Annotated in this window: 23 protein-coding genes; 20 read left to right on the top strand and 3 right to left on the bottom strand. The window is 40.0% G+C overall.

Features of this window, described 5'->3' with window-relative positions:
• Nucleotides 1–4: 4 nt before the first annotated feature.
• From QUD05_RS01985 to QUD05_RS01955, 6 genes are all read left to right on the top strand, one after another.
• Nucleotides 5–2260: a hypothetical protein gene (locus tag QUD05_RS01985; protein ID WP_289794703.1), complete on the top strand. Its 2256-nt coding sequence runs from the start codon at nt 5–7 to the stop codon at nt 2258–2260.
• 381 nt (nt 2261–2641) lie between these two features.
• Nucleotides 2642–3442: a hypothetical protein gene (locus tag QUD05_RS01980; protein ID WP_289794702.1), complete on the top strand. Its 801-nt coding sequence runs from the start codon at nt 2642–2644 to the stop codon at nt 3440–3442.
• A 280-nt stretch (nt 3443–3722) separates the two neighbouring features.
• Nucleotides 3723–5117, top strand: coding sequence for a DUF6884 domain-containing protein (locus tag QUD05_RS01970; RefSeq protein WP_289794700.1), 1395 nt, complete (start codon nt 3723–3725; stop codon nt 5115–5117).
• Nucleotides 5118–5487: 370 nt separating this feature from the next.
• Nucleotides 5488–5988: a hypothetical protein gene (locus tag QUD05_RS01965; protein ID WP_242062816.1), complete on the top strand. Its 501-nt coding sequence runs from the start codon at nt 5488–5490 to the stop codon at nt 5986–5988.
• A gap of 359 nt (nt 5989–6347) precedes the next feature.
• Nucleotides 6348–6803 carry a hypothetical protein gene (locus QUD05_RS01960; protein ID WP_289794699.1) on the top strand — a complete coding sequence of 152 codons (456 nt, stop codon included), beginning with the start codon at nt 6348–6350 and terminating at the stop codon, nt 6801–6803.
• Between the two features lie 2 nt (nt 6804–6805).
• A complete protein-coding gene (locus tag QUD05_RS01955; protein ID WP_289794698.1) occupies nt 6806–7636 on the top strand; it encodes a hypothetical protein in 831 nt (276 codons plus the stop codon).
• Nucleotides 7637–7927: 291 nt separating this feature from the next.
• Here the strand turns inward: QUD05_RS01955 and QUD05_RS01950 are convergent, their stop codons facing one another.
• Nucleotides 7928–8341, bottom strand: a complete 414-nt coding sequence (locus QUD05_RS01950) for a hypothetical protein (protein WP_289794697.1) — start codon at nt 8339–8341, stop codon at nt 7928–7930.
• Nucleotides 8342–8376: 35 nt separating this feature from the next.
• Between QUD05_RS01950 and QUD05_RS01945 the strand changes: the two genes are divergently transcribed.
• Together QUD05_RS01945 and QUD05_RS01940 are read left to right on the top strand one after the other, a co-directional pair.
• A complete protein-coding gene (locus tag QUD05_RS01945) occupies nt 8377–8607 on the top strand; it encodes a hypothetical protein (RefSeq protein WP_069072316.1) in 231 nt (76 codons plus the stop codon).
• A 78-nt stretch (nt 8608–8685) separates the two neighbouring features.
• Complete coding sequence (locus tag QUD05_RS01940; RefSeq protein ID WP_289794696.1) at nt 8686–10026, top strand: bifunctional 5,10-methylenetetrahydrofolate dehydrogenase/5,10-methenyltetrahydrofolate cyclohydrolase; 1341 nt, start codon at nt 8686–8688, stop codon at nt 10024–10026.
• Nucleotides 10027–10083: 57 nt separating this feature from the next.
• On the opposite strand, the gene QUD05_RS01935 is transcribed toward QUD05_RS01940, so the two are convergent.
• Nucleotides 10084–11316: an ISAzo13 family transposase gene (locus tag QUD05_RS01935; protein WP_289794734.1), complete on the bottom strand. Its 1233-nt coding sequence runs from the start codon at nt 11314–11316 to the stop codon at nt 10084–10086.
• A gap of 100 nt (nt 11317–11416) precedes the next feature.
• Here QUD05_RS01935 and QUD05_RS01930 point away from each other — a divergent pair, with 100 nt between their 5' ends.
• Nucleotides 11417–12307, top strand: a complete 891-nt coding sequence (locus tag QUD05_RS01930; protein ID WP_289794695.1) for a glycosyltransferase family 2 protein — start codon at nt 11417–11419, stop codon at nt 12305–12307.
• Nucleotides 12308–12429: 122 nt separating this feature from the next.
• On the opposite strand, the gene ilvD is transcribed toward QUD05_RS01930, so the two are convergent.
• Nucleotides 12430–14121 carry a dihydroxy-acid dehydratase gene (gene ilvD, locus QUD05_RS01925; protein WP_289794733.1) on the bottom strand — a complete coding sequence of 564 codons (1692 nt, stop codon included), beginning with the start codon at nt 14119–14121 and terminating at the stop codon, nt 12430–12432.
• Nucleotides 14122–14226: 105 nt separating this feature from the next.
• Between ilvD and QUD05_RS01920 the strand changes: the two genes are divergently transcribed.
• The 11 genes from QUD05_RS01920 (at nt 14227) to QUD05_RS01870 (ending at nt 23945) form a co-directional block, all read left to right on the top strand.
• Complete coding sequence (locus QUD05_RS01920; RefSeq protein WP_289794694.1) at nt 14227–15111, top strand: LysR family transcriptional regulator; 885 nt, start codon at nt 14227–14229, stop codon at nt 15109–15111.
• Nucleotides 15112–15190: 79 nt separating this feature from the next.
• Nucleotides 15191–17911, top strand: coding sequence for a DEAD/DEAH box helicase (locus QUD05_RS01915; protein ID WP_289794693.1), 2721 nt, complete (start codon nt 15191–15193; stop codon nt 17909–17911).
• A gap of 101 nt (nt 17912–18012) precedes the next feature.
• Complete coding sequence (locus QUD05_RS01910) at nt 18013–18759, top strand: hypothetical protein (protein ID WP_289794692.1); 747 nt, start codon at nt 18013–18015, stop codon at nt 18757–18759.
• Nucleotides 18760–18788: 29 nt separating this feature from the next.
• Nucleotides 18789–19007 (top strand): hypothetical protein, encoded by a 219-nt coding sequence (locus QUD05_RS01905; RefSeq protein WP_289794691.1) that lies wholly within the window; start codon nt 18789–18791, stop codon nt 19005–19007.
• Between the two features lie 73 nt (nt 19008–19080).
• Nucleotides 19081–20103, top strand: a complete 1023-nt coding sequence (locus tag QUD05_RS01900; RefSeq protein ID WP_289794690.1) for a bifunctional DNA primase/polymerase — start codon at nt 19081–19083, stop codon at nt 20101–20103.
• Nucleotides 20104–20105: 2 nt separating this feature from the next.
• On the top strand, nt 20106–20600 hold the full coding sequence (locus tag QUD05_RS01895; RefSeq protein WP_289794689.1) for a hypothetical protein: 495 nt from the start codon (nt 20106–20108) through the stop codon (nt 20598–20600).
• A gap of 5 nt (nt 20601–20605) precedes the next feature.
• A complete protein-coding gene (locus QUD05_RS01890; RefSeq protein ID WP_289794688.1) occupies nt 20606–21028 on the top strand; it encodes a hypothetical protein in 423 nt (140 codons plus the stop codon).
• Between the two features lie 43 nt (nt 21029–21071).
• The gene (locus QUD05_RS01885) at nt 21072–21800 is read left to right on the top strand and encodes a hypothetical protein (protein WP_289794687.1); all 729 of its coding nucleotides are present in this window, start codon (nt 21072–21074) and stop codon (nt 21798–21800) included.
• A complete protein-coding gene (locus QUD05_RS01880; protein ID WP_289794686.1) occupies nt 21797–22519 on the top strand; it encodes a hypothetical protein in 723 nt (240 codons plus the stop codon). Before QUD05_RS01885 ends, QUD05_RS01880 begins: the two co-directional genes overlap by 4 nt.
• A gap of 2 nt (nt 22520–22521) precedes the next feature.
• Entirely contained in the window at nt 22522–23118 is a 597-nt protein-coding gene (locus QUD05_RS01875; protein WP_289794685.1) for a Mov34/MPN/PAD-1 family protein, read from the top strand.
• The gene (locus QUD05_RS01870) at nt 23106–23945 is read left to right on the top strand and encodes a ThiF family adenylyltransferase (RefSeq protein WP_289794684.1); all 840 of its coding nucleotides are present in this window, start codon (nt 23106–23108) and stop codon (nt 23943–23945) included. Before QUD05_RS01875 ends, QUD05_RS01870 begins: the two co-directional genes overlap by 13 nt.
• The last annotated feature ends 31 nt before the right edge of the window (nt 23946–23976 follow it).

Below are 23976 nucleotides of genomic sequence, written 5' to 3'. Positions count from 1 at the left end.
AGATATGTTTGACCCCAGACAAACTCAAATTAATGAATCATATTTAAATACAGCTGATACTGCAATTAAAACAAGTCGGGAATTAAGTAAAACCCTCATCAATGCACTTACTAAGATAACTAAAGTAATTCTCGAAAAACTCAAAGAAGCTCAAGAAGCAAGTAAAATTGCAGTTGAAGTTGGCAAAGATATTTACAATCTTGTATCTGATGAATCTACCCCTGGTGCATATAAATGGGAAAAAGTAGATTTAACCAGCCAAAGTATAAAAAACAATCAAGAAACTAATATTGTGTTCATGCCCGATCTATTAATAGAAGGTCAATACACAATAGAAACTGAACCTTTTACAGACTATCAAGCACAAAGAATTGCTGCCAGATTATTAGAAGATATACCCAATTTAAATAGTGATTATCAGCAAACAGGTGAGATCGCTCTGAAAATTACAGCTTATCTGGAGTCAGAGGGTTCAGAAAAACAAATCGTTATCTATGAACAAGATAGCGAAGGTAAATGTACAATTAATCTCGTCACTGAAATACTTACCCCAGATGAAATAATAGATGTAGCAAGTGAACCACTGATTAAGCTACTACCTCCATCTGCTGAAATTATTGAAAATTCTGAAGATACAAAAGAGTTATTATCTGATAATGAAAATTTCACTGCTATAGAAGTAAATCCACTGTTAGATGATAGTCATCTGACTATAAATAAGTTACTACAAGATGAAAACAGCGAAAATAGTTCGCTCATAACTCAAGAAATAAACTCATCTGTTGAAATAGAAGCAGATGAAAATTTTGGAGATGATGTGGTCAATAATCTTCAAGAAGAAATCGCACAGTCCAAAGAAACTCTTCAAATCAGAGAGATAGTTGTTAGTAACTACCAACCTCAAGATAAAACTGAAGGAGAGGTAAACGAAAATGCAACTCCCAATCAGTTTTTTGCACAAGAGCCAGAGGAGCTAGAAACTAATAATCGAAACAAATATGCACCTGAATTTAGCTATCAAGAAGTAGCTAACTCCCAAGGTGTAGAGTCAGCAGCGCAGCAGTGGGCGCGTCAAGTTGAAGTACCTATCTATCAAATTAATAATAAACAAGCGCGGGAGGAACGCTACAACGGGGAAAATAAAGACATTGCTGAAACCGCGACGGCAATGTTAAAAAAATACGGCATCCTTGAACAAGATGGGTCGCGTATTTACCGTAGCGATACATTTGTGATTCGCCAAGAGGGAGACACTGTTAGCATTCACCGCCGCAGTGATGAACTCTTTGGGTGGGAAAACTCCTTGATGGATTTTAAACTCAATAAAAAAGAGGAAACCAAAATAACGAAAAAACCTACTGAGATGTTACCTGTTGAGCGTCAGGAGTTTCTGATAGTGGCAGAGTACTTGGGCGACAATGACAAGCTCCCTGACCTCAACAATGCCGATATCCGTGATGTAGCAAATAGCTTGGGAAGTCTTGCACCCGCTGGCACGATTAAAACCCTGGAAGTCTTTAAACAAAACGAGATGTTGCATACCCTCAATAATGTCCTCATCCAGGCTGATAAGGAAGAACTTACAGTAGGTGAATTTACCATCAAGCGTACTCGTGAACCCGAAAATAATCGAGCCAGCCTGCAATTATTTAAAACTACTGAAGAGAAAGGTACTCAAGAACTTGTCCGGTTTGACTTGACTAAAACCGAAGCTGGGATTACTAAAGAGGTCAGTAAGATAAATATCTCTGACTACGACATCAACCAAGTCAAGTTTATTGCCCAGAACGCCAGCAAACTCAACTTGGAACAAATCTTCGGTAATGAACAATCTACCCCCGCAGCCGCACCCAAAGAACGAGTCATACAAGCAGCTGGTGATATGCCTGTGAAAGTTCACCCCTATATCGCTGAGGAATGGGCGAACATGGTCAAGCATGGTAGCCCTGACTGGGGAAAGGCAATGAACCAGGGTAATGAAGAGATTCTTCAACGGATAAATGAGAATGACGGCAAGTTACCAATTGCCGACCAGAGGGAGATGTACTTCAAGATTTTAAACCATAAGACAAATGAAGCTGAAAAGAAAGGAGAAACAGTCGTCGATTTTGTTCCCCTCAAAGACATTATGAGCGACTTACAACAATGGCGAGGAGAAGAAATTCGGCAGCAATATACCCCAACTGAACACATACCCTCCCTTCAACGGCAAACTGTTGCGGCTGCATCTAAAACCAAGTCGAGAGAAGTTGAATTGTAAACTAACTATCACCAAGTTGTCTAATACCAAGTCTAGAGAGGTTGAGTTGTAAACTAGCTATTACCAAATTGTCTAGCACCAAGTTTACAAAGTCGCATNNNCAATATAANAAACTTTGGTTGAGAATTTATCCAAATTTGTACGAGTTACGAAATTTAAAAAGCTTACCTTATAAGCTTTTAACTGATTTTGAANNNTTAGTCTCTTTACTTAAACTAGTAACGCGATTAAAACAAAAATTACTACGTAAAGCTCACGCAGATACTCAATGTAGTATCTCAAATAAAAAACTAAAAAGTGAGCTTAACATCCGAATTAAAAAATAGAAACTCACCTATCAGGAGATGGTTTGACTCTAGACTCAACAAGACAGTCATCAAGATGATTACTAACCATAACCAGCTATTAGAAAATCAAGAAATTATCAGACCGATTAATGGGGTAGATTTTCCCTTAGTAGGAAATGCGATCGCCAAAGCACTTGCCAAGTACTTAGGAAACATCTATGAAGACCAAACATGGTTTACTAATTGTCTTGCTCAGGTTGGAGCAAAAGCTCTCAAAATAGAATATGCCTTCGATTATTCCATTACAAATTCAAATTCACTTGAAGAAGAAGCTCTAAAGTGTATGCTACTGGGTGCATTAGAAAATTATGCTCGTAGCCGTAATATTCATGAGATTATTCAACCTTTTCTACAAGGAGAAAAATCTCTTCAGCTTGAAGCAGAATACTTCAAAAAATGGCTTCCTAGTATCCAAGATACATCTCAAATCATCGGTATTGTACCCCGTACCTGGCAAACAGTAGCTAATCAAGTAAGTGGAAATATTACCTGCAATGCTTCATATCCTTTAAGTGAATATCTTGGAGGTGCTGATTGCCAGATAATTGCTGGAAATACTCTCATCGATGTACGAACAACTGCCAAAAAGCGTCCTTTCTCTCTAGAGAATTTTTACCAACAAATTAGTTACGTCCTGCTTGATAGCAATGATACCTATACTATCAATCAACTGGTCTGGTTTTACAGCCGCCAACAGTCGGTATTCTTCTATCCTACTGACAAAATATTCCGCGACTTGCAAGCAACAAGAGAAGAATTTAAGAAAATGATTCTTGATAACTATCACACAAATAGGTTAGCAGAACAAAATAAGTGTTTATATCTTCCCCAGTAAGGATAAAAATATGATTCAAGACTTTCAACTCAATCCTAGTTTCAATATCCACTTCGATGGTATGAAGTATCACGCCAAGATTCACTTNNNNTATGCTTTTGAAACTGAAGCAGAAGAAATTCCAGCAAGTGATATTAGCACTCTTGCTACAAGAGTATCTAACCGTTGGCGGCAGTATCTTCTGAATATTGCAAATAAATACAGATATCTACTAGTTAGCCCTTTCCAAGCAGAGGGTTAACTTAACGAATGTAAATCAACTTCTGCTCGTTTAAATACTATGAAATTAGGTTTCTATCCAGTATTGGGTAAGAGCGATTTTGTTAGAAGCAAGGGTGAAAAAATTCCAATCTGGCAGTTGCTTGAGTATCAGCCTGTGGGGTGGCTATACTCACTCGCAATCAAGGCAGAAATTGTTCCAGATAGTCCCATTATTCATGACTGTGGATCATTTAACTACCGTGAGCAAGATATCCCCACTCTAAACGGTAAATATGTTGATGCCCACTGGTCTATTCATAGATATCGAGAACGCTCAAAGGTCGGCGATATTATTGTTTGTCCCGACCATTTACTTGTTGGAGAAAATATCAGGGAACGGCAAGAATACAACCTTAAACAAGCAGAAACATTTATCCAACTTGCTAAAAGTTATCTTCCCAACAGAATACCCCTAGCAGTCATCCACGGGCAGTCTCTCAGTGAACGCCTTGAAGTAGCAAAATATCTTTTGGGACTGGGATACCGTCATCTCGGCATCGGTGGGCTTGTTTCCCAGGCGAGAGAGTATTCGATTAACTTACACATTATCAAAACAATCACTCAAGTTGTGAGATCGCTAATTAACTCGGAACGAGTATTGCCGAAAGCGGGTGCGATGCCTGCGGCGGGCGTAGCCATCGCACCATTGCACGAGCCAAATGCTCACCTGCACGTTTTTGGATTATGCTCGCCCCAGTATGCCAAAGCTTTTATTCAGATGGGACTATCCTTTGATGGTTCAACTTTTATCCGGGAAGGACTAGGCGGTGGGATGTTCGTCAGCCACGAGGAAAAATTAATTCGGATACCAACCCACTATGCGCCAAAGTGCAACTGTCATGTTTGCAGGGTTCTCAACCGACATAGGATTGACCCTCGGCTGACAAACAAAGGACGGACGCATACTATGGGAAGAATCGCCCACAACCTCAATCTGGTGATCAGCACCTACAGAAAGTTCACTCCCAAGGAAAAAGTCTACCTGGTTGCTGGATGTGGCAAGCAGCTTACCTACCCTGCTGCCGCCAAAGACTTATATTATTCCCAGCACTTTCAAGCGTGCCGTCGCTACGTAGAAGAACAAGAGTCAAGATGGTATATCCTCTCACCTTTACATCAAGTTATTAACCCAGAAGCAATCATCAAACCCTACGACAAATCCCCCTATTCCTTATCACATCAGGAACGTATACTATGGGCGCAACAAGTAGCAGAAAACCTCATACAAGTTGCGTCCCCGGAAATAGAGTTTGTATTCTTGACGGGCAAGCTTTACAGACAGGAGGTAACGCCCATTTTAAAAGCAAAGGGATATGAGACAAAAGTACCAATGCAGCACCTAGCCATTGGACAGCAACTTGCCTGGATAAAGAAGGAACTGGAGCAAGAAAAACAGCTTGTTTTAGATATATAACCCAGCAGTAATAGCACCAAAATAATTTATGGAGACTACAAAACGAGTAATTAATATAAGTGAAAAATTCGGCAGCTGGATTGTACTAAATAAACAAGGAAAGCAAGTATTATGCCAGTGTGATTGTGGAACCCAAAAACTTGTCTACAGTCACACCCTTACCAATGGTCGGTCAACTAATTGCGGTTGTAAAAAAAGAAAAGAATCCATCCCAGTTGGGGCAAACTTTGGGAGACTAAAAGTTATATCCGATGTAGAAGTTAAGGGGAAAAGGGGTGAATTACTACTCCTTACCCTATGCAGCTGCGGAACCCAAAAGTATATCAGTAAAAATAGCTTAAAAAGAGGGCTTACACAAAGCTGCGGATGCTTGCAGCGCGAAACCCTCAAGAGCGATAAAACTGTCCACGGACACTGCAAAAGCCACGAGTATAACTCCTGGTTACACATCAAGCGCATCTGCTATAACAAGAACCACCATCAGTACAAGTATCATGGCGGGTGCGGAATTGAAGTCGATGCATCCTGGCGCGATAACTTTACCCAGTTCTTAAAAGATATGGGAGTAGCACCCGAAGGAACAGTCATAGCACGTATTGACCTAGAGAGTGACTTTGCTCCCGGAAATTGTCAATGGATACCCAGAAAAGAGCATTACCGTCAAATACATTTCTTAAGAAGAAAAGAATTGTTCATTTCTCAAACTTTACCCAAACCAGTTGTTACAAATTGTGAGATAAATGTTTCACCAAATATTATTCGCGCAATTGTCAAAGCTCATGCAAATGGTGAAGCCAATATGAATAAACTTGCTACACAATATCAAATTAGCACTCAAGACGCAATAAATATTATCCTTCACCACGCTTAAATAATAAATTTATTTTTAATAAAAGTGCATCATCAATTATAATGGCGCACTTTTTATTTTCAATAGCTCATTGAATATTTTAAATAAAAATTAATCTGTTCATAAATTAATCACCACAGTTATTACACACCTTGTAAAGGTAGTTATTAGGAGTAATTCAGCAATCAATAAAATACTTTGGATTTTATCTGAGCATGAAGTTGACTGCACATGGCTAAATAATGGCGATTTTTAACTAAGTGTTCATACAAATACGAATCATTCTTTAGGTAGAAAAAGTAGCTAGATTTTCTACCACAGACGAAATTATCAACTAGCTAGGCAAGCAAAACCTCAAGTCAAAATCATAAAAATTGTACATGATAATACACAACGGCTCTTACATCTGGTTTCACGCAGGACAAACTGCAAGATGGGGAACTATAAGTGCGATTAAAGCATTGCCATACCTAATGATTGCATACCAAATCGACGGACAGTGGTACAGTGACCCCAATTTTTTATCACCCAAAAATCTAGAAGTAAAACCAACAATCCCTGTAAGTTCAGCAATTATTCACATACCAAAAACAATAGTTGAGCTACAACCAATTGTTCAATTATGTGCGGGATTTAGAAACAGAAAAGTTCACAGCCTTTGGGTAATTAATGCTCCAGAGCAAGTATTGAAACATATCTTAGAGTGCAAGCAATGGGACAGTATATCACCCAAGCAACTATTAGAAACTCTGTATGAATTAATTCTTTATGGCTACGAAGTAAAAATACTTCCCGCCAAAAAGGAAACCATATCCCCAATCGAATGGATGGAATAGTAATGACTAATAGCAAGCAACAACTCACACTTTACTATCCTTGTGTAGTCCAAATTTTAGATCAGTTTGTACAAACAATATCAGTTGAGTTTTGGATACAGAATCCAATAAACGACAAATGGAATTTGGTAGTCTTGAAAGATGGTGATAGCAGCAGCCTATCGGGTTATACATCTGCGACAGCACCACGTAAAATGGCATACCTCAATGAAGAATGTCTATCAATAGAAGCCTTTTTGCAAGCCAAAAAAGAAGAAGGTGTAGACTATCCCATTCGACATAAAAGAACTTATCTGACAGTTAAGGGTGCTGCATCTCACAAACTATTCTGGACATGGACAAATCCTCAGACCAATAAAATTGAACGCATCCATTGGCATCCTTTAGCTATAAAAGCAAAGGCAAGTGAAGATGACCGAACTGATTACTCAAATATAACTCCAGTCAAGATTGTAAATGGAAAATTAATTACACTTGAAAAGGAGAATTTACCATCAAATAGAGCAGCTTTTTCGGAGTTTCTTGCAGACAGGGAAGAAAACCTCCGCCTTGCACTCGAAGCCCTAAAATCACCCAATCCTGATGCCGCACTCGAACTGCTAGCCATCATGGAAGAAATATCCAAAGACTGTTTCTACGCCAGTTGGATTATGGGCAATGGATACAATTTAGAATTAATTCTTAAATCATGGGATGGCACTAGCAACGTCAGCTACGGCGGTGGGGAAATCACACAGCAACAGTTAGCACTAATGCGCGTTCTTTCTGAACTATCCCAAGGTTGGTGGTTTTGGGATGAAGATCAGGATACTGGCGTAATTTTCCAAAGTTAAACTTACAGGGGAATCGCCTGATTATTTGGGCTGGGAGTATTGCGATCGCTGTACATGATCGGGAATGCGCTACTGTTAATCGTAAGCGCATTTTTTACACCCAGTATATCGAAGGTTAATTTTGAGTATGGGAAAGATGGCGATATTTGAGAAAAGCCTCTAAGACACTTACTTCGAGCTAAGAGTAAGTGTCTACCCCTGTGTAGCAACTGGTTAATCTCTATTTTCAGTCATTTTAGAGAATAACGATCTCATATCCACTACAGATTATTATTTAGTGATGAATTATACTTATAACTCCATATCGCAATTCCGAGTTGGAGAAAATTGATATTGTTTTTGTTTTGCAGCCGCTATTTCAAAAGAGGTATCAAATTCGGTAGCCTTTGTTCCAAGTTTTAATTCCTCGTATAAAGGCACACCATCGCCGTCATTATCACTCTTGAGAACCTTAGTCATGATATGAGCAGGGGCAACTTGCGCGAGGCGATTTACTACATTAGCAACAAACTCGTTAGATGCTTCACAGCCATTAAGGTATCTAATTAAAGCATCAGCAGTAGCCTCAGTCATCTTGGCTGGGTTTTTTACCCCCGCTTCCAGAATAAAGTCATCGTAAATAGCTTTCTCGCTATCAGTAAAATTTTCCTTGCAAGCTTGTTGGATAATTAATTCAGCCTGCTGTTGTTGATTTAAAATTGTCATAGTAGTTTTTAGATATTGTTAAAGGAGTAACAGATATGACACATTATGTTTGCGATTTGTATGGCAATACAAACTGGAAGATTCCAGTAGAAGAAGTCGCCGCTAGAACATTCAATACAGAACAAGAAGCACAACAATGGTTCCAAGAGAAGTGTTCTGATAACAGTATTGAATTTAGTGGCTTCCATGACACTGAACGCTATGTCACTAACTGGGTTTCGTGCAACGGTCAAGAAGTTGGTGAAATCACCAAACGCCCTACCTAATTCCAACAAATCCTATTAGAAATTCAGAAAATTGTTTGTACCAGACAATTTTCTTCATCAAATTTAACGCCATATTAAATGACGCTCATAGACGGACAGTTAATACGAGAACACGTAAAGCAAGAATGTCAAAAATACAAATCCATATTTCAAGCATCTCAAAAAGAAGTAGCAATCATCAGATTTGAGTCTTCAGAAAATGCCAGCAATGAATTAAGAGCTAGATATGAAGCAGCCAGAATCTCAGCAGAACAAAAAGTAGCTATTTTCAACGCTATTGGCATTACTCCCAATTATATTGTGCTATCACCCAATATCGCAGTAGAGCAATTTGATGGCATTGTTCAATCCATTAACGAAAACACCCAAGTCACTGCTGCTATTGTTCAATATCCAATTCCAGCTAAGTTTACAAGCTCAATTGGGCTATTAGAGCCACAAAAAGATATAGATATCGTCCGCAGACAAAGCAACAATTTCTTTGAAAGTTGTGCTACTGCTGAAGGAATCGCCAGAATTGTTGAATCCTACGCACAAAGAGATTCCAATGTTGCAGTTGTCGGCGGAGGTGGCTTTGTGGGCAATGGTGTCATCAAATATTTAGAAGCAAGTAGAATCAGCTGTTTCTGTTTGGAAGACGGCGATGACCTGACTAGAACTCAAGAAGCTGACATTGTAGTATCAGTCACCGGAAGACGAGGAATTTTCACGGACTATGTACTCCCCTCTCATCGCTTGGTTGTCGATGGTGGCTTTATACCTACTGCTTCTGGTGCTGCTGGCGATGTAGCTCGCAGTGCTTACAGAATCCCCCAGAACATTACGCCCGTCCCTGGAGGTGTTGGCCCAATAGAAATGGCAATTTTAGCAGAACGTTTGGTAAAAATGGATTTGGGCATAGAACTTGGGAAATGGGACTATCAGCAATTACAGCAAGAACAGATGCAACGCGCTACTATAATTGCCCCCATAGCTAGAGTGTTCTTCGCACAGCAAGCAACTGCGTATCCTCAATCCATTCGCACAGAAAAAGAAAACCTATTTGTCTTGGAAGGTAGTAACTACCAGATCAGCTTCAATAGCACCACGCAAAGTTTAACTGTTGCCAGAACCAATGAAAAGCTAACGCTAATTCGACTAACTCTTGCAAGTAATCAAATTGAAACCGCCAGGGGTATAACAAACGAGGATATAGCAAGATGGCAGCAAATTCAAACTGCGATCGATTCAACAATAACGCAATCAACTGATAGAGGTATAGGGGACTTCCAAAGAATAAATTATTCCAAGAAAAACAAGAGACAGGTTTTCTCAAGAATGATAATCATTTTAAGGGGGAGAAAAGGGGTTGCCGAGGGCAACCCCTTTTCTCCCCCTCATCTATGCATGAAGAATCTATACACTTGTCGTCTGCTTTGAAGTTAAACAGTGTAAAAATAGTATGTTTTGTAGCTAAATAAATGCTGTTTATTAAAATCAAATAACTTTTGTCTTACTACAACAAATATCAATAAACCAATTACCTAAATTTGGGAAAACTTCATGATTAGAATCGGTTAGCCGCTCAATCTGTTTTTCAATTTGAGCCATAGCTTTTTTTGTAAGCTTTACCCCATTCTCATAAGTTTCGTGTACTAGCTTAACTACTGGATGAGAACCTTTCCATTTCATAGTACTAGCAAAGTTTAAAGCTGTCTCCACTTCATCTAGAATGCTGCCATTCCAATGATTCTCTAGTATTGCCCATGTCCTTTCTATTGGATTATATTTACTATGATATGGAGGGTAGTAAGCTAAACGTATATTTAGTTGATACTTGTGAGCAAACTCTACTATACGTTTCATAAATTGGGTACGCCGTGAACTATTCTGCGGCCCATTATCTTGATTGAAAAGTAATGTTTTAATTTGCGAAAAACGATGCTTTTCACAAGACCAGAAATCTTCTAAAACATCAACAATAAAATCACTGGTAACTTTTGATTCTGTAAAGTACAAAAATAGCTCATCAAGCTCTGGAAGAAATATACCATAAGGAGTTACAGTTGTTTTTGGATTATAATCATGGTCATCAGCTTTCGCTCCATCCCTGCTTTTACCCCCTCGATCAAATGAGCCAATCTTAACACGAGCTTTTGCGTCCATGCTTAGACGTAAAATACTTTTATCTTCCGAAGCATCAATATTAACTAAGTTTAATTGCTCAAAGATGGCATCAGTTTGCGGNTATTTTTTTTGAGGTTGAACTTTTTTTACCCTTCTGAGCTTGTAACCTAAATTATTTAATTTGACTCGAATTGTTTCTGATGTATGTAAATTTTCATCACTATAACCATATTTTTCAATTAATTGCTTTCTAACTTCGGCTGCACTGAGTCTGCTATATAGTCTTTGACTTTTAAAACTAGGATCAGTTTGACTTTGTGAATCTACTATATTTTTTATATCTTCTAAAAGATTTGGCAGGTGTTCTTCTGCTTTATAACGCCCTTTGCCACTCATGTTATCAATGCAAGTAATACCACTTTCTAATTCTCTCATTCCTTTCCTAATAGTATCTCGATTCCATCCTAATTCTGATTGTGCAACCCTTTGCCCTCCTAAACCTAAGCCCCGAACTGTCTGTGCCATAAATTTGCGTTTTGCTGCACCTTTTAATTCAAATGCAGTTTCAATCAACAACTTTTTGAGAGAATCAGTTAATACTATGGCCATCAGTTACCACACTCAAAAACAAGGGTCATTATTTAAATTACTATAAAAAGGGAATGAAGGGCTGCCGTCGGCAGCCCCTTCATTCCCCTTTAAAATGATTATCATTATTGGTGATGGAATAGTTTATTTTCTGGAAGTCCCTAGAGCTTTGAAACTATCAATTATCACTGCAACCTACAATAGACCTATGCAGCTTGCATCTACTGCACTGCCAAGCATTCAAAGTCAAACTGACCGCAATTTCGAGTGGATTGTCATCAATGATGGCGCTAATCCTGATACCAAAGATATCATCAACAGCATTAAGGCAATATCTGATTTCCCCATCAGTTACATTGAAATGGAACACCCTGAACCGAGCAGTGGCTTTGGCTTGTGCTACGCTCGTAACCTGGGACTAGATGCAGCTGGTGGTGACATTGTTTCATACCTGGACGATGACAACAGCATAGCTCCTGAATTTGTTGCCTCAATGCGGCAGTATTTTGAACAATATCCCAATATCCGATACAGCATGGCAAGACAGCAGCGCCGCCGCGATGTCATCCGCAATGGTAGTGTTGTTCGCCAAGGTAAATCGTTTGTTTCGCCTAGCAATTGCTGCTCCTTACAGCAGCTTCTATGGCAACAAGAGATATTCGACAGCAATGGTTTCGTCCACTACCGAAGCAATGCTCCTAGATGGAACCCCCAGTTTCAAGTATTCGCGGACTACGAGTATTTGCTGCAATGTGCTTGCATCTGGGGTGAAGGTGGCTTTGGTCTCAATAACAGCATTCTTGTTAACTATATTCAGTCTTCTATTGGTATTATTGGTAGTTCCAACTATGAGCAATGGGCAACTGAGCTATCGCTGATTGTCAGTAACCAAGCAAACTATTTCATCCTTCAGGACAATTCTGTTGAACCCTTAGAGCAGCTTGTAAACACTTATATTACTAAAGGAAAAATCTCATTAACGCCAAAAGCATTTGCCCTTCTTTAGATTTAAAGAAGCTTGTCAACAGGGCTGAATCTACCCTGAAGTAGAGAGTCAGGAGGCATCTTTATTCTGGCTCCTGACTCCTCAAAACTTTAAAAGTGAAACTTAAATGGCTATTGGCTTAACTAGTTATTGAACAAGTCCAAATCTGTCACAGCCCCAAGACTGCTAGAAGATACCAATTTGGCATATTTCGCCAACACGCCTTTAGTGTAACGCGGGGCGGGGGGTTGCCAGTTGGCACGACGATGGGCTAATTCGTCTTCAGATATATTCAACTGCAATAAACGAGCGGGTGCATCAATAGTAATACTATCGCCTTCTTCTACAAGAGCGATCGCACCACCAACTGCTGCTTCTGGAGCCACATGACCAACTACCATGCCATAAGTACCACCAGAAAAGCGCCCATCGGTAATTAATCCCACCGCATCACCCAAACCAGCGCCGATAATTGCCGAAGTGGGAGCCAACATTTCTCGCATTCCAGGGCCACCCTTAGGNCCTTCGTAGCGGATAACCAAAATATCACCAGCTTGAATTTTACCCGCCAAAATTGCATCTAAAGAGGCTTCTTCCGATTCAAATACTCGTGCAGGCCCAGTAATGACTGGTTTTTTCACCCCGGTAATTTTGGCAACAGCCCCTTCCGTTGCCAAATTACCTCTGAGGATGGCTAAATGTCCTTGAGCATACATCGGGTTATTCCAAGTCCGAATCACATCTTGATTGGCAGATGGTTCTTCGGGGATGTCTGCTAATATCTCTGCAATGGTTTGTCCGCTAATGGTGAGGCTATCACCATGCAATAAGCCATGTGCGAGTAACATCTTCATTACTTGCGGAATGCCGCCAGCTTTGTGCAAGTCTGTAGCTACATATTTACCGCTTGGTTTTAAATCACACAAAACAGGAACACGGGCGCGGATTGTTTCAAAGTCATCCAGGGTTAACTCTACATTAGCAGCGCGAGCGATCGCTAAAAAATGTAATACTGCATTGGTCGAACCACCCACCGCCATAATCACAGAGATGGCATTTTCTATTGATTTGCGGGTAATTATTTGACGAGGCAAGATTTGTTTACGAATGGCTTCGACTAACACAAATGCTGATTTTTCAGTGCTGTCGGCTTTTTCAGCATCTTCGGCTGCCATTGTCGAAGAATAAGGCAAACTCATTCCCATTGCTTCAAATGCTGAAGACATGGTGTTAGCTGTGAACATTCCCCCACAGGAACCAGCACCAGGACAAGCACGACTTTCAACTTCTAATAATTCTTTTTCGTCAATTTTTCCAGCACTGTATTGACCAACAGCTTCAAAAGAACTGACAACAGTTAAATCACGTCCGTTGTAGTGACCGGGTTTAATTGTACCACCATAAACGAAAATAGCAGGAATATTCATCCGCGCGATCGCTAGCATTGCCCCTGGCATATTTTTATCACAGCCACCAATGGCTAGTACACCATCCATACTTTGCCCAGTACAGGCGGTTTCAATGGAATCGGCGATGACTTCCCGCGACACGAGGGAATATTTCATCCCTTCGGTTCCCATTGAAATCCCATCGCTAATGGTAATCGTGCCGAATACTTGCGGCATCGCCCCGGCAGATTTAATCCCAACTTCTGCTCTGAGTGCCAGTTGATTGATTCCCATATTGCAGGGAGTGATGGTGCTGTAACCGTTGGCTATACCGACAATGGCTTTATTGAAATCTTCATCTTTAAAACCAACTGCCCGCAGCATAGCTCGATTAGGCGATCGCTGTACTCCTTGCGTCACAACTTGGCTTCTCAAATTCTCCGACATAATTACATCATCCTCTGACTTGCGTGTATGAGTATGATAAGTAGCAATTTTTGATATGTCCAATATATATTTATGAATAATTGAGACTTATAAAATATCAAAACTATGGAACTGCGACACCTGCGCTACTTCATTGCTGTAGCTGAAGAACTACACTTTAGTAAAGCCGCAGAGCGACTTCACATCGCTCAACCGCCCTTAAGCCAGCAAATTCAGCAGCTAGAAACAGAACTAGGGGTAGAACTTTTTCAGCGCAAAACCAAACGACAGGTGCAGCTAACGGAAGCCGGACAAGTATTTTTGCAAGAAGCTTATCAATTGTTCGCTCAACTGTCCAAGGCAATTGATCTGACTCAACGGACAGGTAGGGGTGAGAAAGGACAACTACGAGTAGGTTTCACCAGCTTGGTAACTTACGATTTGCTGCCTGTGATTTTGCGGCGGTTTCGAGAACAGTTTCTAGAGGTGGAGTTAGTGTTGCAAGAATTAACCACAACTCAGCAAGAACAAGCGCTATTCAATCGCCGCATCCATGTAGGTTTTGCCCATCCACCTTTAGAAGACAACACTTTCAATCAAGAATGTATTCAGCAAGAAGGACTAGTTGTAGCAATGCTCGTAACTCATTTCTTAGCTAGACAAGAAAATATTTCAGTGCGCGAGCTAAGAGACGAAAATTTTATTATGTTCCCTCGCCATTTGGCTCCCGGACTTTACGATCAAATCCTGAGTCTTTGTCAGCAAGGAAATTTCAGCCCAAAAGTGACTCAAGAAGCAATCCAAATGCAGACAATTATCGGGCTAGTGTCAGCAGGAATGGGGATTGCGATCGTACCGTCTTCTTTGCAAAATCTTCAAAGGGCTAGTGTAGTTTATCGCACTTTAGAAGAAAAAACACCATTAGTAGAAACGGCTGTAGTGTGGCGACAAGAGGATATGACACCTGTTTTACAGGAGTTTCTACAAATTGTGAGAAGTATCTGTGGTTAATTAGTCAGTTATGGCAATAACAAAAACCACTACTTTTGACTAACGCCTACCTGCTAAAACAGCAAGTAGGTAACTTTTTATGACCCAGCTTGAATGGTTACAAGCAAATAAACAGGTTTATTCTAAAGAACATGGTGTTATCCATATCGCCGCCATCATCGAGAAAAATCTTTACTTCAAAAAGGGAAGTGTAAATCAAATTATTTTTGACTGGGAGCATGAGGTAAATAGCGGTAATTTATTACCTCTTAATCAAGCACCAACAGGTAAAAGTATTCTTTACCAAGAGATAGCCGCTATTCTTGATGGCTCAGGAAAACTACAAAGTTGTGATATAATTCCGGCTCAAGAAGCTAAACTTTGTCCGATACCAGATGATATTCACCCTCTAGTTAAATATGCCCTGAGTCAGTCAGGAATTACGCAACTATACTCTCATCAAGTCGAGGCATGGGAAGCTTACAAAAAAGAGGAAGATATTATTCTTCAAACTCCAACCAGCAGTGGTAAAAGTATCTCTTTTTTAATTCCAATCATTCACGAGTGCCTAAAAGGTAAATCAGCTTTAGTATTTTTTAACTTGAAAGCACTTGCATTTGATCAGGTAGAGAAAATTCGCTCGTTTGTTAGCCACCTAGATGAAGAAATTCGCCCCCAAGTTCTCAATATCAATGGTGATATTCCTCCCCAGGAGCGCAAACAACTTTACAGCCATCAACCCTCGATTTTATGCGTGACACCCGATGTATGGAACCACGAACTGAACAACTATCAGTTTGACTCAAACTGGGGATTTAGAGAAACAATCAGAAAAATTTCAATCCTCGTCTGTGATGAAGCGCATTTCTATCAAGGCATCTTTGGCTCACACTTTGCCCTACTTAATCGGCGAACTCAATTAATGATAGAATCTGCTGGCAATAATATTTCTAAATTACAGTACATCTTTGCTTCTGCAACAATTAGTAACAGCAGCGAAATTGCCCAGAAGATATCCAATCGAGTAGAACAAAGCAACCTTGCTATTATCGACCAAAGTGGGGCAAAACGCTCGGAGATTACTTTCCTTAGCCTCAAAGCACGAAACAATACTCTTTACCAAACTGCCCAAGTTGCAGCGATGCTCGTAAGTAAAGGAATAGTCGGGATTTGTTTCTGCGATAGTAGAGAACTGGTAAAGGTTTTAACTAATGCCATTCGTAAAGCTTTAGTGGAGATGCAATTACCTCACTTGGGAGAAAGCATCTCAGCATTTTATGGCAGTATGAAGGCAAATCAGCGTAACAAAATTATTGCAGATATACAGGGCGGGAAGGTCAAGTTCATTATATCCACGAGTGCTTTAGAAGCGGGTCTGGATATAGGGTCTATCGATGCAACTATCGTACATAGTTACCCAGGCTCAATTCTTGCCTTTCGCCAAAGGGCGGGGCGTGCAGGCAGGCAAGAAGCAGGGCTATTGATATTTATCCCGTCGAAAAGGTCGATTATGGATTCTTACTACGCCAATCACCCGGAACGCCTCTTATCTGACCCTCCAGAAATTATCAACTTTAACCACAATTATGAAACAATTTTGGAGCAGCACATTCTCGCCTGTTGCAAAGAAAGTAAACCGACACAAGCTCAAATTGCTCGACATTTTGGTACTTCTGGCGATGCGATCGCACGACAGCTAATCGGTAATAATCAACTAATTTTCAGTTATAACCAAAAACTGACAACTAATCGAAACCTCGGTTATGTCCACTCAAAAATTAAATTCAGAGGCAACACTGACCAAAACATCAGTTATATCAATCAAGATAGCGCGGAAGAGTTTGAGGAAAGTTCGGCATCATCTGCACTACGAGAAGTTTATCCTGGTGCCATATATCTTGCTCAAGACTTTGACGGCAACCCCGTACAGTATAAATCACAAGAGCTAAATTTAACCGAAGGGAAAGCAATTCTCAAGCCAATTGAGGCAACCAACCTATTTAGTCGTCCCGAAGGAAGCCTAAATTTCGAGGAAATCAAAATTGTAGGGGAAGCCAAAATTATCAATCTTTCCCAAGGGGCAGCTAGATTTACACCTGTTTCAGCCAAAATCAAAGAAGAAATTTACGGGTACAACTTGTACAGGCTGGAACAAAAATGGACTTGCACTAATAACAGATGTCGCAACTTCAATTTAAATTTACCCGGACACATACAAACTTGTCCTGCTTGCAATACCCAACTTATTGAACGAGAATTTGTCGAACTATTGGAGGAAAATAAATACAAGGAAGCATTTGCTCTTAACTACAATACATTCTGCGTTAGGGTTGAAATTAACACTGATGCGAGAAAATATTTTTCAGCTATCGTCAAAAATCTCCGAAAAGAGATACTCAACAAACAGAAATATATTTCCAATGAAGAAAAACAACTATTTGAAAGCAATGAGACTCAGATTTGCGTTCATACTCTCGCACACCAACTCATGCTCAGTTTACCACTTGTCCAACATGGAGCAAACAGTCGAGATATCGATTTCATGTTAATTGAAGTACCATCAAATCATAACATAGTAGGCTATTTCTTCGATACATGCGAACACGGTACAGGTATGTGCGATACTCTCATCAAGTATTTAGAAACCGCTTTTATGAAGGCAAAGTTTCTAGTAGATAATTGCCCTTGCAAATACGGCTGCTCATCTTGTACAACAATTCAACGCTGCCCTGATGATAACAAAGCACTGTTTAAATCAGTTGGGCTATCTCTACTAGAGGAAATAATCAATTCGACACAAACAAAAATCATTAATCAATAATTAAGATAATCCTACCCAAGATGGGTAGGATTATCTTTTCAGTAATTAAACCACATACATCGCTTACGCACAAGATTTATGAAAGTTTGTGATAATAAGCAATGTACATCGAACTATTAGCCGATTCAAGTCAAAACCCTAAACGGTTTCAAATTCTCCATGCACCAACAGATATCCTCCTAGAAACAGATTTTAAGTTAGGAGATTTTGTTGAGTCTAATAGCATCGATTTTATTATCAATCATGCTGTAAATCTAGGATATGAAGTAAAAATATCCCATCCCAAAGAGCAAGACAATGAAAAATATACTCTCCCTCAAATCAGTGAGGAGCTTGCTGATTTGATGATTAATTATCCATCAGACTTAAAATTACGAACTAATGGGATGGTTTTTGAACAAAGGGCATATTTAATGTCTAAAGTTTACGATGAAGTGTGCCAAAATCTCGAATCAAAAGCTCTCTTAAAAGAAGCCGAGTATTGGCTAATAAATTACGCACGAGAGGTAATTGCCAAACAATGCCATTACTTACCAGATATCCTTCTTAAAGTAGATAACCCGGTTATTAGAGCAATGGCAATAGATACACTCATGCTCTGGCAGCCAGATTGGAAAAACGCTATCTCCCAATATGTAGGAAGCAGATTTGAAGCTGGTAACAATGAGTTTGAGGTTATCAGCTACTATCACAATCAAGAAAAAAAGGGTAGGGACGGGATAATGGTACTGTGCAAGGTAACAAAAACCATGAATAATTATCTTGAATTTCCTACGTTTCCCTTCAATACAAACTGTACTCTTGGAACTTATCAAGTCGAAAATGCACTTAACCAAAGGTTGGCTTAAAACAGAAATCAGAAGCTAAAATATCACTCATGAGCGACCAACAAATCAGTTATTTAATAACAGGCATTTGCACGTTTCATTGGAATGCTGACTTTCATAAATTCTGTGAAGTCTGCAACTTTGACCCCAATCATGCTTACTCAAAGGAGAAATGGCAGCAGTGGCAACAATTTGTATCTGGCATAAAGGCGTTTGACCAAAATACCCTTGCCAAGCTAGTTGAAGCAGGCCATCAGTTAGCACCGTAATCATAATATCAAACCACCACACTCACTAACGCAGCTGTGCATGAATTATCGAAATAATTAGCCACATGAATTCATGCACGCCCAAATCCGTCATTTGGTATCTTCGCTTGACAACTTACCCGAAGAATGGCGAATCGTCCCTACCTTTGGTAAACGTCCTCTAGGGAAAGAATGGGAAAAAAATACCTACTCTCCCAGAGAACTACAAGCCGAACTCGTCCGCCGCCGCCTAAAAGTTTGGACAAATAACAGATTGATCACCCCCACTGGTGTAGCCTTGGTATGCGGTTCTAATCATCCCCAAGGATATTTAGTAGCTATTGACTGCGACGGCGAAACCTCCTGGCGACAAATTATTCAAATTAACGAACATACAGAACCAGAAGAACTCAACCAGATAATACCCGCCGAAGCAACCGATGTTCCTACGGAGTCGTTGTGCGATACTCCTATGGAATCGTTGTGCGATCGCGCTCAAAAATACCTTCCTCCCACAATTGCATTTACCTCTGGGAGAAAATATCGCAGCCAGCGCTTATACCTCATCCCAAATTCAAAAGCTTGGGAAGTAAAATCTCGCAAAATCAAAACTGGGAAGGATGAACACCTGGAATTTAGAGGCAAAAACCTAGCCTCGATCCTTCCCCCCTCCTTTCACCCAGAGGGCAGAAATTACAGATGGCTTCCTGGCTGTAGTCCATCTGAGCGCCAAATAGAAATAGCCCCCGACTGGGTAATTGCTCAGATGCTTGCCAAACAGGAGAAAGCAAGAAAGTTTAACCTACCCCAAGAAAAATATAACCGCAGATATGGAGTAGACAGATACGCTCATTTAATTTCCTCAATCGAGACAAATATCCAAACCGCACTTGTACTACTTGAAGTTATCCACCCTCGATTTGCAGATGATTACCACTCGTGGATTCAAGTCGGGATGGCACTTCATAGTGTTAGTCCCATTTTATTTAGAGCATGGGACACCTGGAGCCAACTTTCTCCTAAGTACAAATCAGGCGAATGCGCCTACAAATGGCAGTCTTTTAACAAGACAGGTATTACTATCCGCACCTTATTTAGATTAGCCAATCTCTCTTAATTATGAGCAGTCAAATATTACCTGACGAGAATGTAACTAACCTTGAAGACAGTTATAGCAGTAGAGATTTTAATCCTGATATTCAGGAGAATAGCGATTTAGAAGAAACATTAGATGAATTAGTAAACACTGAAGTTATAAACCAAGATTCATCTACCGAGATAGATTTAGGCAATTCTGACACAAAAACCACCTTAATAACCATTCAACTAATACCAAACTCTGAAACAGTAATTGTCTCAATTGGAATCAAAGGCGCACCTCCAATTATCAAGACGATGAACCTTGCTGAGATAACATCTCATCCTGTCATAAATAACTTGTTACAGGATTTAGAAAAATCTTTACCAAAGATGTTAGATATCTGCAAGCAAAGGATGGAAAAGCAGACTATACATCAGAATAGACAGGAACAATCAAGACAAGTACAAAAGCGTAACCTGTCTGAAGATAAAGACAAAACACCCGCGCCTAACAACCAACTGTCACTATTTTAATTACCATGAAGTACATTGCGATTATCGAAGGACAAGAAATTTCTCTTGATGAGGCGATCGCCCAAGATGACAATACCCTCAAAACAGCCATTAGCGTCTACTTTCCAGAATATGCTAATGCCGAAATTGAACGACAAACAACTGATGATACAGTTTCAATTCGTCTGGTAAAAAAAGCAGGTACTAAGGGAAGTCAATTCAGAGAATTGAAAAATAGTTCTGAAGAAATAAATCCTGCACTAAAGTTAGGGTGGCAGATAAAGCTTCTGGAGATAAAAAATCAAATTAGTCTCGAAAATTTAATTACCCTACAACCTGAGATAGAAAAAGCTATCAAGCTCGGTCAAAATTGGGAAACCTACATCGAAAAAGTAACTCGAAGCCTTAAGCATCAACCTGCTGCCACGAGTAAATATCCCGTACTGTAATAACAAATTTATAGCCGCTATGAGTTATGGCGGCTGATTAATTATGCTTGCGAACATACAATCATTCAAAATACCCATTACTTGTTTAACAGCAATTATCTACCTAGAAAATCTCTCCGAACGAGTAAATTTTTTAAGTCTGTATCAAAAAATATTCCCAGAACAATGGCTAGAATCAACCATTACTATTGATAAACAATCACATCCAACAAGTGCCTACATAGATAGAGAAATTGAATTTATTCAATTGGTGAATGATCATCTATTCCCAATAGAATATATCGATGAGATTGAGTCTAGTTCCGAATATAATAGTATTCCTGTCTCACCACAAAGAGTTGAGTGGTGGTATGAAGATTTTGAGGAACTAGAATACTCAGAAAAGTTCCTACTGTCGTTGATGGGGCAAGGGTACAATATAAGTCAATGGGAACTAAATTTTGGTTTTACTCCTGATTATATTGCTCTAGCAGAAGGAATTTACTTCAATAAACTTGTCAAGCTATGCCGTCGTTATAAAAGTCCTCTTCACTATTTAGATACAGCCATACGAATTATAGATTACTCGACTGAAAATATCTGGCTAGATGTTACGTGTGAAACAAGCGATTGGCTGGAATGGACTTATGAGAATATCATGTTTCTCAATCAAAAGTGGAAAGAAGCCGTCTCGATGATGGAAAAATCAAATAAGCTTACCCACTTTCTAGAAACATCCCTTCCTGCTCGAAAAGCAGCAGTCAAAATTTGGAATCAAGCATCAAAAGCATGAATGTAGATACAAATATATTACCAAGAATTAACTTAGAAAGTATATCGCAAATTCTGCTTGCAAATATTCCCCAAGATGAGTTACTAGCGCAGTTAGTTATCCTCAAAGGACAGTTTATTTTAGTCGAACACGAAGGCAAAAAATCTAAGTACAAATTTCTTTCCCCTGAAGCAGTCGAGAAAGCCTTCACAAGTAAAACTGCTACATCTGGATGGCTTTCTAGCAACACGATTTGGTGGGGTAAAAATCCAGAGGGAGAGGCAATTATTCAGTTTTACTCTCCCCAAAAATATCAAATTCAAATTATGGGACAGGAAACTAAAGTAATTACTGTCCCCATGCCTGCATTTTTGTTGGCTGGATGCGGTAGTAGATATTACCTGTGGGCAGTTAAAGGGAGGGTATTTAAACCAGACGCGCAACTGTACAAGCCACCTCTACCTAACGTCTGGGACGACTCTAGTATTTGCTTTGGGGGAAATTCTCCCGGTATGTGCAGTGCTGCAACTATAAGCCAAACTTGGGATCTGTTTTGGAAATCACCCTTTAATAAGGACTTGTCCCAAGGCAAGTCAAAAACTCATCCCGACAATATCTGCAACCAGCTAATCAAATTGCACGAGTCTAAACCCAAATCCTACCCTTCAAGTGACCTTGTTTCCGTTCATAGCTGGAAAGTCACAACCCCAGAAGACATTATTAACCACCTGTTCAGTTAATCATGAATCCCTTTATCGGTTATCACTTCGCTACAAGTAATAATTTTCCTCCCTACAGCCAAAAACTTCAGGAATACTGGCTGGCAGCAAATGGACTTTTCTTGCGATCGCACCGCCGCGAGTTAGAGGTTTGCTTGCAAATTGCCCAAACTCAAGTTGCTGGACTCCAACCCCTTGAACCCTACTTTCGTCTAAAAGTCCCAAAAGTCCCCAGCCAAGCGATCGCTGATATTATCAATGCTGCCAGTATCAACCCCCAACAGGAAATCCTATTCTACTTAGGAGTGACAAACAACCAATGGTGGTGTCACACGCCACTGCAAACTGCGTCTTCTACTCACGTCCTATCTTTAGAAAGCGCACTCGATAAAAGCTATACAGATGGATTAGTGGAAATACATAGTCATGGAACTCTAGCTGCTTACCCTTCAAGTGTGGACAATCAGGAAGAAAAAGGCAAATTCCGAGTGTTCGCGATCATCGGCACACTGAATACCATTCCCACAATCTATACCCGCATTGGGATATACAATCACTTTTTCGACATCAACCCTAATCAAATATTTGAACTGCCACCACAGGTAAAATGCTCGAATTAACTGCTTACCAACAAGCTTTACCCGTCTTACCTCGCAATCATACCCGTATCAACTTCATCTTAGTGGGAGCAGGAGGAACAGGGGGGTTTCTTGCAGAAGACTTATGTCGAATTATCCTGCAACTCCAGCGCACGGGAAAAGAAATTAACTTTACGATCGTCGATGGCGATACTGTCGAACTTAAGAATATCACCCGCCAAAATTATCAAAAAGCTGAAATTGGGCTACCAAAGGTACAAACACTGGCTGCAAGATGCAGCGCCAAGTATGGAATTGAGATTACAGCCATTTGCGACTGGTTTGAAGAAGATATGATTCACACCACCAATTCATGGAACACCCTAACAGTAATTATTGGTTGTGTGGATAACAGCGCCGCCAGGAGCAAAATTCACTCAGTTCTCAAACTGAACAGTGCAAATGAGCCAGCATCGCTATTTTGGCTGGATTGTGGAAACAGCAACCACTCCGGCCAAGTAGTAGTTGGAACGCACTCTAATTTTGATATAGTTCAAGCTGCCAATAACCCAGACAAACCTAAATTCTGGTTGCATCTTCCCTCTCCGGCGCTGGTTCACCCGGAATTGTTAGTTCCTCAACTGGAAGAGATCACAGACAATAACCTCTCATGTGCAGAAATTCAAGCACGAAATTATCAGTCGCTATTTGTCAATAAAATGACGAGTGCGATCGCAGCCCAGTACTTACTAGAATTAACCCTTACGGGAGGGTTGAAAAAGTTTGTCAGTTATTTTGACCTCAAAGCAATGTCAACCCGAAGTTTATACACAAGTATCGACAATCTGAAAAAATACTATATGCCGTAGACAAATCACCACAACTAGCTCACGCATATTT

The organism is Nostoc sp. GT001, assembly GCF_030382115.1.
Lineage (GTDB): Bacteria > Cyanobacteriota > Cyanobacteriia > Cyanobacteriales > Nostocaceae > Nostoc.
Note: the sequence above shows the minus strand (reverse complement) of the source record. Positions and strands in the feature narration are given on the sequence as shown.

Excerpts from the sequence above, each read along its gene's own strand:
- QUD05_RS01960 (WP_289794699.1), top strand. The coding sequence starts at position 6,348 with ATGATAATACACAACGGCTCTTACATCTGGTTTCACGCAGGACAAACT.
- QUD05_RS01900 (WP_289794690.1), top strand. The coding sequence starts at position 19,081 with ATGCACGCCCAAATCCGTCATTTGGTATCTTCGCTTGACAACTTACCC.
- QUD05_RS01875 (WP_289794685.1), top strand. The coding sequence starts at position 22,522 with ATGAATCCCTTTATCGGTTATCACTTCGCTACAAGTAATAATTTTCCT.
- QUD05_RS01870 (WP_289794684.1), top strand. The coding sequence starts at position 23,106 with ATGCTCGAATTAACTGCTTACCAACAAGCTTTACCCGTCTTACCTCGC.
- QUD05_RS01880 (WP_289794686.1), top strand. The coding sequence starts at position 21,797 with ATGAATGTAGATACAAATATATTACCAAGAATTAACTTAGAAAGTATA.
- QUD05_RS01895 (WP_289794689.1), top strand. The coding sequence starts at position 20,106 with ATGAGCAGTCAAATATTACCTGACGAGAATGTAACTAACCTTGAAGAC.
- QUD05_RS01955 (WP_289794698.1), top strand. The coding sequence starts at position 6,806 with ATGACTAATAGCAAGCAACAACTCACACTTTACTATCCTTGTGTAGTC.
- QUD05_RS01945 (WP_069072316.1), top strand. The coding sequence starts at position 8,377 with ATGACACATTATGTTTGCGATTTGTATGGCAATACAAACTGGAAGATT.
- QUD05_RS01970 (WP_289794700.1), top strand. The coding sequence starts at position 3,723 with ATGAAATTAGGTTTCTATCCAGTATTGGGTAAGAGCGATTTTGTTAGA.
- QUD05_RS01905 (WP_289794691.1), top strand. The coding sequence starts at position 18,789 with ATGAGCGACCAACAAATCAGTTATTTAATAACAGGCATTTGCACGTTT.
- QUD05_RS01885 (WP_289794687.1), top strand. The coding sequence starts at position 21,072 with ATGCTTGCGAACATACAATCATTCAAAATACCCATTACTTGTTTAACA.
- QUD05_RS01950 (WP_289794697.1), bottom strand. The coding sequence starts at position 8,341 with ATGACAATTTTAAATCAACAACAGCAGGCTGAATTAATTATCCAACAA.
- QUD05_RS01985 (WP_289794703.1), top strand. The coding sequence starts at position 5 with ATGTTTGACCCCAGACAAACTCAAATTAATGAATCATATTTAAATACA.
- QUD05_RS01940 (WP_289794696.1), top strand. The coding sequence starts at position 8,686 with ATGACGCTCATAGACGGACAGTTAATACGAGAACACGTAAAGCAAGAA.
- QUD05_RS01930 (WP_289794695.1), top strand. The coding sequence starts at position 11,417 with ATGATTATCATTATTGGTGATGGAATAGTTTATTTTCTGGAAGTCCCT.
- QUD05_RS01980 (WP_289794702.1), top strand. The coding sequence starts at position 2,642 with ATGATTACTAACCATAACCAGCTATTAGAAAATCAAGAAATTATCAGA.
- QUD05_RS01890 (WP_289794688.1), top strand. The coding sequence starts at position 20,606 with ATGAAGTACATTGCGATTATCGAAGGACAAGAAATTTCTCTTGATGAG.
- QUD05_RS01915 (WP_289794693.1), top strand. The coding sequence starts at position 15,191 with ATGACCCAGCTTGAATGGTTACAAGCAAATAAACAGGTTTATTCTAAA.
- QUD05_RS01910 (WP_289794692.1), top strand. The coding sequence starts at position 18,013 with ATGTACATCGAACTATTAGCCGATTCAAGTCAAAACCCTAAACGGTTT.
- QUD05_RS01920 (WP_289794694.1), top strand. The coding sequence starts at position 14,227 with ATGGAACTGCGACACCTGCGCTACTTCATTGCTGTAGCTGAAGAACTA.